The sequence below is a fragment of the Streptomyces spiramyceticus genome (assembly GCF_028807635.1).
In the GTDB taxonomy this organism is placed as follows: Bacteria; Actinomycetota; Actinomycetes; order Streptomycetales; family Streptomycetaceae; genus Streptomyces; species Streptomyces spiramyceticus.
The window spans coordinates 2,613,230-2,625,314 of sequence record NZ_JARBAX010000001.1 but is presented as its reverse complement, the minus strand read 5'-3'; the positions used below and the strand labels follow the sequence as shown (position 1 = coordinate 2,625,314).

Sequence of the window (12,085 nt, the reverse complement as noted above, 5' to 3'; positions counted from 1 at the left end):
TGCTACACCATGATCGCCGCATCCGGCATCTTTGTCGCGGACAGTGGCGAGCCGAGTGTTACGCAGCGCACGGTGTGTACGACGGCCGCGCTGATCGGGATCGTACTCATGTTCCGTGCAGCGCGTCTGGCTATTGTCGCGACGCCAGATCACCTAGTCGTCCGGAATATCTTTCGGACCCACACAGTCCCCTGGGGAGAGATTGCCTCGATTGCTCCACCGAAGTCGTACGGAGCCACACGAAAGGGAGGCATCATCGTCAGTCGAATAGATGGCTCTTCGCTGTCCGCCACGGCTTACGTGAGAGGCCCTCACAACCGGGACTCCTTCGCGGTCTCCGTCGCGAATAACCTTCAACAAATGGCGGCGCGTGCCGCCCAAAGGTAACGCTAAGGCCGCCGGGCCGTTTTCATCGAATGCGGCCCGGCGGATGCGGACGGCGGTTACGTCCCACTATCCAGAGGGCGAGATGATCAACCGGTCCAGTTTTCAGACTATGAGAATCTCCTCGCGTCGTGAAGCAGTGAACCGCTGGTCTGCGCGCCACCCCATATTCGTAGGGCTGGCCGCAGGAACGATCGTGACGCTGATCTTCGTGATCCTTCTGGGCTATCACGCATTCAGCGACGTCCTGATCTCCTTCGGAGCGTTTTCGGCCCTCACCACACTCACTGCGCTGGGTGAGCGACGTCGCAGGAAGCGGCTGAACCTGCCACGCTGACGTTGATGAGGAAAGCGCCGGGCACTGCGATTCTCAGTGCCCGGCGCTGGACGAGCACGATGCGCGGGCAGCGGGTGAGCTTGCGGCCGTCCCTCTCGCGGGACGTGCGCCGCAGCGCGCACCAGGTGCCCGGCGGACAGTAGCCACCGGGCACCTTCGGCCAAGAACTCGGCCCGTGCGGCGCCAGAGGGAACGGATGGCCTTGACGTTGCATCCGTTTCAGACAGCCGGCAAGCAGTACGCCCGTCAGCACTCTCACAGCCTGATCCTCATGAGCGCGTGGCAGTAGTTCGTCCCGTAGAGCCCTCCAAGCCACGGAGGCACAGCTCCGCGCCCGACGAGGGCCGAGCTCCCAGACGTTCGACCGCAACGCAGTACCGCCGTATCCCGGAACACAACGGGGGACAAGGACATCCCATGGGTTTCGAATCGCAAGACAAGAAAGCCGCGCGCCGCACCCGGATAGAAGAGATGCGCCGCGCGGACAAGGCGCGCGGACGCCGCAACAGGATCATTGGGATCACCGCTTCCGTGATCGGCCTCGCAGGGCTGGCCGCCGGCGGCTACTACCTATCCACGACCGGGGAGGAGGCGCAGAAGACCCAGACCCATACGGTCGTGGGCGAGCAGACCTGGGGCAAGCTGAGCCGTGACCACGTCACCAAGAACGTCGACTACCCGACGAAGCCGGCTGCTGGCGGCGACCACCACCCGGTCTGGGCGAACTGCAACGGCGAGATCTACACCAAGGAGATACGGGAGGAGAACGCCGTGCACTCGCTGGAGCACGGAGCCGTCTGGATCACCTACAACGACGAAGCCACCAAATCCGACGTCAAGGCGCTGGCCGATCGGGTGTCCAAGACCCCGTACACGCTCATGAGCCCCTACAACGAACAGTCCTCGCCCATCACGTTGACCGCCTGGGGCCACCAGTTGACGGTGGCAAAGGCATCGGACCCGCGGGTGGCGCAGTTCTTCACGAAGTACGTACAGGGAAAGCAGACTCCGGAGCCGGGCGCTTCCTGCACTAGCGGAAGCATGGGATGACCGTGATCCAACGCCGCAGGTGGTGGATCGGCGGGGTCACAGCCTTCCTCGCCGTGTCCCTGGCGGTCGCCGCTCTCGTGACTGCGACGGCAGGCTCGGATCGGACAGCCCCGGGCGAGACGCCGGCGCACATCCTCAAGGCCCGCGGCGCGAGCGGATCTTTATCGGTGAGTTAGTCACGACCCATGCCCGGGGTGAGGGATCCGCGTCACACGCTCCGCCAGGCGGCGAAGCGAGGCCCCGCGGCGTGGGGCCTTCACTCAACCTGCCGGACCGACACGCACCACCTCGCCCGCTGCCGGGCCCCCAATCAAGTAGCCCAGTCACATGCCCCGGTGGGCGGCAACCATCTCTCCCAGGAGCAGAACTCTCATGCGCCATGTTTCAGCCGTGCTCATTGCGTCCGCTCTACTGCTGGCGGGATGCAGCACCGCGGACCCCTCATCAACCCGCCCCGACCGCGGTCACCGGCCACTGCCCGTGCCCACCGTGTCGGTATCCCGGCAGGCCGTGCCAGCCACGGTGGCGAAGGACAGCATGCTGCCTACCGTGTCAGGGAAGTTCGGGCGGAAGGCCACCATCAAGATCCCCAAGGCCAAGCCCAGCGGGAAGTTCGTCGTCACCACTGCCATTCAGGGCCGGGGCCAAGAAGCCCGTAAGCACGACATCGTGATCGTCCACTACACCGCCAAGACGTGGAAGCGCGGCACAGCTCTGCCCAGCACCTATGGCAAGAACAGCGCCCCCAAGGTCTTCGCCGTCGGCCAGGGCACAGTCATTCCCGCCCTGGCCCGGGCAGTTGAAGGTCAGCGGGCCGGCAGCCGAGTTCTCGTGGTTGCCCCACCCGCTGCCGCCTACGGCAGCACCGGCAATGCCGCGATCGGCGTCTCGGGCACGGACACCGTCGTCTTCGCCGTCGACATCACGAAGGTCATCGACGCGAAGTCCACCGTCGCTGGGCGGCAGCAGGCCGTGCCTGAGGCGCTGCCTCAAGTGAGCGCCGACCCCTCGGCCGTCGCGATCACCGTGCCCGACACCGCACCGCCCAAGCGCCTCGTCTCCAGGGCTTTGATCGACGGCTCCGGTCCCACAGTCAAGGCCGGCCAGACGGTGGTGTTCCGGCACGCCGCTGCGGTGTGGGGCGCCAACCGTGGCAAGGAGGAGGCCACGCTCTTCGACTCCTCCTGGCCCCAGGGGCCTACACCTGTAGTCATCGGCCGCGGCAACCTCATCCAAGGACTGGACGAGGCCCTCATAGGAGCCAAGGTGGGCAGCAGGATGCTGGTCGTCATCCCTCCGGGCCAGGCATACGGCGCCCAGGCCCAGAAGCACATCCCGGCCAAGTCCACGCTCGTCTACATCATCGAGCTCCTGACGGCTGCATAGGGGTCGAGGATGGGCCCGCCTTCGGACATCACTTCTACGAGTAGAGAGCGTGGGGCAGGCCAGGCGCGTGTGGCAGGACAAGCCCGGGCCCTACCGGCGAGCAATGCTGAAGATCTGTGGACCGGGCCCGGGACGACGTACCTTCCCGGGTGCTTGATCGATAGGTCACCGAGCAAGACCGGTGTTCGCAGCACCGGCCGGGAAGGCACATTCGTGCTCAGCGTAGTGAACGACGACGGCACCACCACCAACGGCTCGTCCTTGATCGACGAGATCGTCCGGGAGGGCGCGAGGCGGATGCTGGCCGCCGCGCTGGAGGCGAAGTCAACGCCTATGTAGCCGAGTTGACTGATGAGCGCGACGAACCCGGCCGTCGCCTGGTGGTGCGCAACGGCTACACCAACCCTCGACGAGGCCACGGGCGAACGCAAGCGGTTCTCCTCAGCGATCCTGCCGCCATGGTGCCGCAAGTCCCCGAAGATCAGCGAAGTGCTGCCGCCCTGTACGTACCTGTCGAGAAACTCCGTCACCTTCGGATCCGACGCGTTGTTCACGTCAATCTGGTGCGACCCAAGCGGTCAGCGTGATGGGGGAGGACTGCCCAGGGTAGGGACTCATCAGCGTGTACGGGGTCTTGGACACTGTCTCACTCAGTGCCTCGACGTCTGTCAATCCCCTGGTTGCGTAAAGAGGTTGGTTATGCGGCTCGGCCTTCCTGACCGGTCCGGGCTCGCGCTCCCTGGATGATCCGTTCGAACTCGAGGGGCGGTTTCCCGCCGGCCGCGCTGTGGCGCCGCTACGCCATCGACGCCCTCGTCGCTGCGATGGCGCTTCGCTCGCCCGCTCCGGTACTCGTCCTGACCTCCGACCGCGATGACTGGTCCCGACTGTGCGGCGACCAGGTCAAGATCAAGGATGTCTGACTCACCCGCACTCATTGGTCCTTGTCCCGAAGCGGCCCTCAATCGACTTCCGTCGTGGATCCAGCAGCGTCCCTGTTGGTTCCCGTCGAGGATGGGCTTGCGGCGTGGAATGACGGCGTGATCATGCCGCGAGCGTCAGTCGAGAGGTCAGGAGAGAAACCGCTCCTCCATCGCGAGATCACGAGGCTCAATGCCTCCGGCTTCGCCGTCATTGATGCGCGTCTGGCGGAGGGGATTGGCTGTCAGTTGCCGAAGACTGTCCGAATGGTGACTAATACGTAGTTTAATGTTCCCAGGATGTTCCCATTGCGCGCCTGAAGGCCCTCCAGCGCCGTTCCCTGGAGGACCTTCACCGCGCTGACCTGCGGTTTTGTTGTGCCCCCGGCAGGATTCGAACCTGCGACACCCGCTTTAGGAGAGCGGTGCTCTATCCCCTGAGCTACGGAGGCCGGAGCTTGCGCCCGACTGACCCCTGACAGGGTAGCGGATGCGTGATCCGTAGATCGCCCCAGTTGTCAGGCGACCGCCATCGCCGGGAGCGGAGCCCAGCGGGCCGGGACGTTGCGCATCACCAGGGTGCAGTCCAGGGTCGCGGTTCCCGGGGGGAAGAGGTTCGGGTCGTCGAAGTAGGAGGACTTGGCGGAGTGCGCGTGGCCTGGTTCTACGTGCCAGGCGTTGGTGTGCAGTTCCATGCCGTCCAGGTGGGTGCCCGTGCTGGTCGGGGAGAAGCCTTTCGAGCCCGTACGGAAGAAGGCTGATGCCTCTTCCAGGGTGTCGAAGAGCTTGCTTCCCTTCAGGTCGTCCGTGACCTTGGCCGTTACGTCCGCCTTTGCGGACCCGTCCCGGGTGGTGAAGGCGACGCGCACTTCGTCCGGGGATTCGTGCACCTCGAAGTCGGCGCGGCCGTGTTCGCCGGGGAAGATGCGGCCGCCCGCCCAGGCGCTGATCCGGGAGGCCGTGTCGCGGCGCAGGATGTAGACGCCCGTTTCGACCGTGCCGCCGGGGCCGTCCCATTCGACCGCGATGCGGTGTGCGGCGTTCTCGCTGCGCAGACCGCGGTCCGTCGGTGCCCAGGTGGGGCGGAGGTCGCCCAGGCGCAGCAGGCACATGCCGGCTACGGCGTAACCCCGGACCAGTTGGGGGCGGAGTGGCGCGGGGAGGAGGGCTGTTGCCGTGGCCGGGTCGATTCGGTAGTTCACCAGGAGTCGGCGTTCTACAACGCTGGACATCTGGGTCCGGGGCTGCCTCATGGTGTCCTGCCTTCCTCGGCGGCGGACCGCCATTTCGTGTGGCGCAGCACGATCTGCTCGGGGCAGACGGCGCTGAGGAACCGTCCGACACTCGTCGCCAGCCGGTCTTCCGCCAGCGTGTAGAGGATGCGGTTGCCGTCGCGCCGCTCGGTGACCAGGCCCGCGCCCTTCAGGACGCCCAGGTGGCGCGAGATCGACGGCGCGCTGATCGCGAACCTGCTCGCGATCTCACCGGCCGCCAGCTCGCCGCCCCTGAGGTCTTCGAGGATCTGGCGCCTCGTCGGGTCCGCGAGTGCCCGGAAGACACCCGCCTCGTCCTCATTGTTCACTCCCATGGGGTCATGTTTAGCACATTAGCTAAATGGCTAATTGGGTCGCCCTTGACGAGGTCCCGGCGTGCGCATACCGTCGCCGCGGATTGAGCGAGCGCTTACCTGCGTTTCAGCGAGGGCGAGTGCCTGGGGAGGGGTTGCCGTGCCGCACGCCGAGAGCCGTGCCGTGGACCGGCTGACCGCGCCCGGTGCGCCCTTCGCCGTCGAGGACGGTGTGTACGCCGCCGGGCCACGGACGCTGCGCGAGTTCGTCGAGGTCACCTGGGCCTACGGCGAGCGGCCCTTCCTCGTCGCCGACAGCCGCAGCTACACCTACGGCGAGTTCTTCGCCGCCGCCTGCGCTCTCGCCCGTCGGCTCGTCGACGAGAAGGGGACTTACCGGCTGCGGCCCGGCGATCGCGCCGTCGTCGCCATGCGCAATCACCCCGAGTGGCATATCGCCTTCTGGGCCGCCCAGTTGGCGGGGCTCGTCGCCGTGCCCCTCAACGCATGGTGGACCGAGGACGAGTTCACGTACGCCCTCGACGACTGCCGTCCCGGCGTCCTCCTCGTGGACGGCGAGCGGGTCGCGCGAGTACGGGGATGGGCCGGGCGGGAAGGCGTGCCCGGGATCGTCTTTCACGGGGCGGCCGAGGACGGGTTCGAGTCGTACGACGACCTGCCCGCCGCCGACCCCGCCCTCGGGCCCCCCGACGTCGACGTACGGCCCGAGGACGACGCCACCATCATCTATACGTCCGGCACCACCGGGCGGCCCAAGGGCGCCGTCGCCACGCATCTCGCCCAGGCCGGGGCCGCGATGAACCCGAGGTTCTACGCCGCCGCCTCCGCCCTCGGGCGAGGGGTCATTCCGGGGCAGGGGCCCGCGCCCGTGTCGCTGACCACCTTCCCCTTCTTCCACGTCGCCGCCTTCACCTCCTTCTACGCCGTCATGTCGGCCGGCGGCGCCCTCGTGATGATGCGCAAGTGGGACGCCCGGCGCGCGCTGGAGCTGATCCGCGAGCACCGCGTCACCCACTACGGCGGAGTCCCCACCACCGCCCTCCAGTTGCTGGACGCGGCGGAGGCCGCGGGCGACCGGCTGGAGACGCTTACCATGCTCAACACCGGCGGAGCCGCCGCCCCGCCCGGCCTCGTCGCACGGCTCACCGCCGCGTACGGCGAGCGCATCGAGCCGCGCAACGGCTACGGGCTGACCGAGACCAGCGGCGGAGTGCTGGCCAACTTCGGCGCGGCGTACCGCGCGGACCCGCACAGCGCCGGGTTTCCCACTCCGGTGACCGAGATACGGATCGCACGGTCCTGCGGCGGTGAGGACGCGGCCGACGGTGACGACGCGGCCGACGGTGACGACGCGGCCGACGGTGACGACGCGGCCGACGGTGACGACGCGGCCGACGGTGACGACGCGGCCGACGGTGACGACGCGGCCGACGGCGAGGTCGGCGAACTGTGGCTGCGCGGGCAGTCCCTCGTGCGCGGGTACTGGCGGGACGAGATGGCGACCGCCGAAGCCTTCACCGCCGACGGGTGGTTCAGGACCGGGGACCTCGCGACCGTCCACAACGGGCGCGTCACAGTCGTCGACCGCATCAAGGACATGGTCGTCCGGGGCGGCGAGAACGTCTACTGCGTCGAGGTGGAGAACGTGCTGCACAGCCATCCCGCCGTGCTCGACGCCGCCGTGCTCGGCGTTCCGCATCCCCTCCTCGGCGAGGAAGTCGCCGCCGTCGTGCAGTTGAGGGCGGGCGCTGTGGCCGGCGTGGAGGAGCTTCGGGCGTACGTCGGGAAGCGGCTCGCCGCGTTCAAGGTGCCCGCCCATGTGCTCGTACGGGACGATCCCCTGCCGCGCAATGCCACCGGGAAGGTGCTCAAGAGGGAGCTGCGGGAGTCCCTGAGGGAGCTGCGGGAGTCCCTGGGCGGGCAAGTCGTCACTGGCGCGTGATGCGGACCCGGTAATTGCCTCCCGCGTCCTTCTCCATCACCGATATGCGGACCCCGTACTGCCGGTCCTTGAACGTCTGGCCCTCGTCGAACGGCGCGTCCGACAGTTCCGCGTGGACATTGGGCCGCTGTGTGCACCCGCCGCTGTCCCCTTCGCTGTCCGCGACAGTGATGGGGCCCTGCCCGGTGTCGACGTCCGCATCGACCCGGTAGATCAGTACGCCGGGCTTGCAGACCGCCTCGTCGTTGCCGGCCTGCGTGCGCACCTCCACCGCGTAACCCGTCTTCGCCGTGAGCGGTATGAACGCCAGCTTCGGGTCGCCGCCCGGCGATGCGAGCGGCGCCAGGACGTGTTCGGTGGTGCCCGGCTCGGACGCGCAGCGGACCTGGGTGGTGTCCAGCCAGCCGAGCTTCCACTTGTGCCAGCCCAGCAGATCGTTGTTGGCCCCCCAGTCCTCGGACATGATGTCCCAGTGCCCGACCGACCCGCCGCCGTCCGCCGTGTAGAGGTCCGGCAGGCCGAAGACGTGGCCGTTCTCGTGCGGCAGCACCCGGAAGCCCGTCTCGCCGTACGAACCCGATCCGTCGTCCTGACGGCTGTAGACGAACGACGTGTTGGAGAGCGGGACGCCGTCGGCCGGCGGCGCGTCGTCGTTGCCGGAGAAGGTGACGGACAGGACGGTGTCCAGCGCCGAAGGCCCGGCATTGGGCGTGACGAGGATGTTGACCAGGTCGTACGCCGCGAAGTCCACCCGGGCGTCGGCCGCGCTGATGATGTCCGCGACGAGACTGCGGTAGCCCGGCTCGTACGGTGAACCGCGCTCGATCCCGTACGCCTCGAACGGCAGCGGCATGCGCAGCCAGTCGGTGAACGGCACGGCGGGCCGGTAGCGCAGGCGGCCGTACGAGCTCGTCTCGAACCACTTCGGCGTCTGCGGGAAGAACTCCCTGAACCGGTCCAGCGCCGGGCCCTCGCCCTCCGCGTCCGGGAAGTCGATCATGAGGGTGAGTGCGCGGATGTCGCCCGTGGAACGCGAGAACCCCGGCGGTGTAGGGATGCCTTCCGACATCTGTACGCCCAGCGTGCCCGCGAGTCGGCAGGGCCCCACCGCGGCCTCGCTGGCCAGGGCCGACGCCCGCTCGGCGAGGGCCGACGGGCCGGCCGATGCCCTGGTTCCGTCGAGCGTCGGGGAATCGGCCGAGGTCACGGACGTCAGGGCCAGGCCGGTGAGGAAGGCGGCGCCTATGACGCGGCGGGGTCTGCGTATCCGGGGGCGGGTCTGCTGCATAGAACGCCTTCGGGGTCCGCGGCAGCCTGGCCGTCCCTGACTGCCCTCGTTCGAACACCCTGTGTCGGGGGATGCGCGGGCGCCCGCTGGGTGGGCCGATCGTGCGGTTTCTGCCCGCCCAGGTTGTGATCCGGGTCACATGTGGTACTTGCGGAAATAACCGGGGACGAGCTCCCCGTTTACGCCTGTGTCCGAACGAACCGGGGACTGCATCCCCGGTTACGAAAGAGAGGGAGCGCCGTGACCACCGACACCTGCAACCGGACCGCACAGCGCCGCGCCCCGCGCCCGCGGGCCGATGCTCTGCGCAACCGGGAGCGGATCGTCACGGCCGCGCGCGAGATGTTCGTCGAGTTCGGGCCCGACGTGCCGCTCGACGAGATCGCCCGCCGTGCGGGCGTCGGCAACGCGACGCTCTACCGGCACTTCCCGGACCGGGCCGAACTGATCCACCACGTGGTCGTCTCCGTCATGTCCCGCACCACGGACCAGGCGCAGACCGCGGCCACCGAGGAGGCCGACCCGTTCGACGCGCTGCGCCGCTTCGTCCACGCGGCCGCCGACGAACGGATCGGGGCGCTGTGCCCGATGCTCTCGGAAGGCTTCGACAAGGACCACCCGGAGCTGCTCGCCGAGCGCGACCGCCTCGAACAGGCCGTGGAAGGCCTCATGGGGCGTGCGCGGCAGGCGGGACGGCTCCGTGACGACGTGGCTGTCGGCGACCTGATGGTCGCCCTCTCCCAGCTCACCCGACCACTGCCGGGCAGCGCGTGCCTGAACTTCGATCAGTTCGTGCACCGGCACCTGCAGCTTTTCCTCGATGGCCTGGAGGCGCCGGCGCGCTCCGTTCTCCCTGGCTCTCCCGCGACCTTGGAGGACCTGCGCCGGGAGTCGTAACTCCTGCTGATCCCTGCTGATCCCTGCTGATTCCTGCTGAATCCCTCCGGCTCCCTCGACTCCCGCCCCTGACCACGCGGTTACGCCCGTTTTCGCCTCTTCGCACCCCTAGGTGGCCACACCCATGCCAAAAACAGCCGACACCACTCCTCTCATACCGGACCGACTGGCACCGGATCCCAGCCGATGGAAAGCGCTGGTCTTCATCGCGCTCGCCCAGCTGATGGTGGTGCTGGACGCGACGATCGTGAACATCGCCCTGCCGTCGGCCCAGCACGACCTCGGCATCTCCGACGCCAACCGCCAATGGGTCATCACCGCCTACGCCCTGGCCTTCGGCGGCCTGCTGCTCTTCGGCGGCCGCATCGCCGACCTGTGGGGCCGCAAGCGCACCTTCGTCGTCGGCCTCCTCGGCTTCGCCGCGGCCTCCGCGCTCGGCGGCGCCGCCACCAACGAGGCCATGATGCTGGGCTCGCGCGCCCTCCAGGGCGCCTTCGGCGCGCTGCTCGCGCCGGCCGCGCTCTCGCTGCTCGCGGTGATGTTCACCGACGTGAAGGAGCGGGCCAAGGCCTTCGGCATCTACGGCGCGATCGCGGGCGGCGGTGGCGCGGTCGGCCTGATCCTGGGCGGCTTCCTCACCGAGTACCTGAACTGGCGCTGGACGTTCTTCGTCAACATCCCCTTCGCCGTCGTCGCCGCGGCCGGCGCGTACTTCGTCATCCGTGAGCCAGCCGGCGGCCGCAACCGCTCGCCGCTCGACATCCCCGGCGTGGTGCTCTCGACCCTGGGCCTGGTCGCGCTGGTCTACGGCTTCACGCGCGCCGAGTCGGACGGCTGGGCGTCCGGTGCAACGATCGGCCTGTTCGTGGCCTCGGCCGTGCTGCTCGTCGCCTTCGTGGCCGTCGAGTCGAAGGTCAAGCACCCGCTGCTGCCGCTGCGCGTCCTGAGCGAGCGCAACCGCGGCGGTGTGTACCTGTCGCTGGGCCTCGCCGTCATCTCGATGTTCGGGCTCTTCCTCTTCCTGACGTACTACCTCCAGATCGTGAAGGGCTTCTCGCCGGTCAAGACCGGCTTCGCCTTCCTGCCGATGATCGCGGGCATGATCACGGGCTCGACCCAGATCGGCGCCCGCCTGATGACGCGGGTACCGCCCCGCCTCCTGATGGGCCCCGGCTTCCTGGTCGCGGCGCTCGGCATGCTGCTGCTGACGCAGCTGGAAGTTGGTTCGTCGTACGCCGGACTGATCCTGCCCGCGCAGCTGCTGCTGGGTCTCGGCATGGGTACGGCCTTCATGCCGGCCATGTCCCTGTCGACGCACGGCATCGAGCCACGCGACGCGGGCGTGGCATCGGCCATGGTCAACACGTCGCAGCAGGTGGGCGGTGCCATCGGTACGGCGCTGCTGAACACCATCGCGGCGAGCGCCACCACGGCGTACGTCGCCTCGCACGCGGCCGGTGCCACCAACGAGCAGCTGCTCCAGGCACAGGCCATGGTGCACGGCTATGCGAGCGCCATCTGGTGGGCGGTCGGCATCCTGGTCGTCTCGGCGGTGATCGCTCTGACGCTGATCAACACGGGTCGTCCGAGCGCGACGACGGTCGCGTCGGGCGGCGGTGAGGGCGCAGCGGAGGACGAGCTGAAGATCCCCGTCGTCGCACACTGAGGCCTCTGGGTCCCGCCCGCCTTACTTCCTGCCCTGGTTCTGCCTCAGCGGAGCCAGGGCAGGTCTGCGTCCGTGGTCTTCGGCTGGAGGCCGTCGGCGACGACCCTCATGATCTCGCCGAGCTGCCCGACCTGTTCCGGGGTCAGCCGGTCGAACATCGCCTGCCGGACGGTCTCGACATGCCCCGGCGCCGTCTGCTTCAGGACCTCGAAGCCCTCGTCCGTGAGTACGGCGTTCTGCCCGCGCCGGTCGTCCGCGCAGTCCTCGCGGCGCACCCAGCCGTTGCGTTCGAGGCGGGCGACGGCGTGCGAGAGCCGGGAGCGGGTGATCTTCGCGGTGATGGCGAGCTCGGTCATCCGGAGCCGCCGGCCCGGCGCCTGTGCGAGCTGCACGAGCAGCCCGTAGTAGACGTGCGGCATCCCGGCGTCACGCTGCAACTGGCGGTCGAGGTGGTCCTCCAGGAGTGTGGTGGCCTGGAGGTATGCACGCCAGGTGCGCTGTTCCTCGTCGCTGAGCCAGCGTGGTGCCGTCGTCATACATCCACTCTACGACCCTATTCTTGAAACTTGAACTAAGTGGAGTTAGGGTCTGGAGCAGGGAACAACTTGAATCTTCAAGGAAGGATGT

General features: G+C 68.2%; 12 protein-coding genes, 1 tRNA gene and 2 pseudogenes. 9 read left to right on the top strand and 6 right to left on the bottom strand.

Annotation, left to right across the window (positions count from 1 at the left end):
• Positions 1–108 precede the first annotated feature (108 nt).
• The 5 genes and pseudogenes from PXH83_RS32450 to PXH83_RS11730 form a co-directional block, all read left to right on the top strand.
• Positions 109–387, top strand: coding sequence for a PH domain-containing protein (locus tag PXH83_RS32450; protein ID WP_420803218.1), 279 nt, complete (start codon positions 109–111; stop codon positions 385–387).
• Between the two features lie 193 nt (positions 388–580).
• A complete protein-coding gene (locus PXH83_RS11745; RefSeq protein ID WP_274559582.1) occupies positions 581–721 on the top strand; it encodes a hypothetical protein in 141 nt (46 codons plus the stop codon).
• Positions 722–1,138: 417 nt separating this feature from the next.
• Positions 1,139–1,771 (top strand): DUF3105 domain-containing protein, encoded by a 633-nt coding sequence (locus tag PXH83_RS11740; protein ID WP_274559580.1) that lies wholly within the window; start codon positions 1,139–1,141, stop codon positions 1,769–1,771.
• Between the two features lie 549 nt (positions 1,772–2,320).
• Positions 2,321–3,157, top strand: a complete 837-nt coding sequence (locus PXH83_RS11735; protein WP_274559578.1) for an FKBP-type peptidyl-prolyl cis-trans isomerase — start codon at positions 2,321–2,323, stop codon at positions 3,155–3,157.
• 213 nt (positions 3,158–3,370) lie between these two features.
• A pseudogene (locus tag PXH83_RS11730) lies at positions 3,371–3,655 on the top strand (IS256 family transposase); the annotation flags it as partial.
• A 57-nt stretch (positions 3,656–3,712) separates the two neighbouring features.
• Here the strand turns inward: PXH83_RS11730 and PXH83_RS32330 are convergent.
• Complete coding sequence (locus PXH83_RS32330; protein WP_338054731.1) at positions 3,713–3,799, bottom strand: hypothetical protein; 87 nt, start codon at positions 3,797–3,799, stop codon at positions 3,713–3,715.
• 152 nt (positions 3,800–3,951) lie between these two features.
• On the opposite strand from PXH83_RS32330, the pseudogene PXH83_RS11720 reads away from it, so the two are divergent.
• Positions 3,952–4,080 (top strand): annotated as a pseudogene (locus PXH83_RS11720) (DNA-binding protein); the annotation flags it as partial.
• A 376-nt stretch (positions 4,081–4,456) separates the two neighbouring features.
• On the opposite strand, the gene PXH83_RS11715 reads toward PXH83_RS11720, so the two are convergent.
• The 3 genes from PXH83_RS11715 to PXH83_RS11705 all read right to left on the bottom strand — a co-directional run bounded on the left by PXH83_RS11715 (position 4,457) and on the right by PXH83_RS11705 (position 5,665).
• A tRNA-Arg gene (locus tag PXH83_RS11715) sits at positions 4,457–4,529 on the bottom strand.
• 66 nt (positions 4,530–4,595) lie between these two features.
• Entirely contained in the window at positions 4,596–5,330 is a 735-nt protein-coding gene (locus PXH83_RS11710) for a DUF2071 domain-containing protein (protein WP_274559576.1), read from the bottom strand.
• Positions 5,327–5,665, bottom strand: coding sequence for a metalloregulator ArsR/SmtB family transcription factor (locus tag PXH83_RS11705; RefSeq protein WP_274559574.1), 339 nt, complete (start codon positions 5,663–5,665; stop codon positions 5,327–5,329). Before PXH83_RS11705 ends, PXH83_RS11710 begins: the two co-directional genes overlap by 4 nt.
• A gap of 139 nt (positions 5,666–5,804) precedes the next feature.
• Here PXH83_RS11705 and PXH83_RS11700 point away from each other — a divergent pair, with 139 nt between their 5' ends.
• Positions 5,805–7,607: a class I adenylate-forming enzyme family protein gene (locus PXH83_RS11700; RefSeq protein ID WP_274559572.1), complete on the top strand. Its 1,803-nt coding sequence runs from the start codon at positions 5,805–5,807 to the stop codon at positions 7,605–7,607.
• Here PXH83_RS11700 and PXH83_RS11695 read toward each other — a convergent pair.
• Positions 7,594–8,895: a M6 family metalloprotease domain-containing protein gene (locus tag PXH83_RS11695; protein WP_274559569.1), complete on the bottom strand. Its 1,302-nt coding sequence runs from the start codon at positions 8,893–8,895 to the stop codon at positions 7,594–7,596. The genes PXH83_RS11700 and PXH83_RS11695 overlap by 14 nt on opposite strands.
• Positions 8,896–9,135: 240 nt before the next feature.
• Here PXH83_RS11695 and PXH83_RS11690 point away from each other — a divergent pair, with 240 nt between their 5' ends.
• On the top strand, positions 9,136–9,792 hold the full coding sequence (locus PXH83_RS11690; RefSeq protein ID WP_274559567.1) for a TetR/AcrR family transcriptional regulator: 657 nt from the start codon (positions 9,136–9,138) through the stop codon (positions 9,790–9,792).
• A 124-nt stretch (positions 9,793–9,916) separates the two neighbouring features.
• Positions 9,917–11,458, top strand: coding sequence for an MFS transporter (locus PXH83_RS11685; protein WP_274559565.1), 1,542 nt, complete (start codon positions 9,917–9,919; stop codon positions 11,456–11,458).
• A 44-nt stretch (positions 11,459–11,502) separates the two neighbouring features.
• Here the strand turns inward: PXH83_RS11685 and PXH83_RS11680 are convergent, their stop codons facing one another.
• A complete protein-coding gene (locus PXH83_RS11680; protein WP_274559563.1) occupies positions 11,503–11,994 on the bottom strand; it encodes a MarR family winged helix-turn-helix transcriptional regulator in 492 nt (163 codons plus the stop codon).
• Between the last annotated feature and the right edge of the window lie 91 nt (positions 11,995–12,085).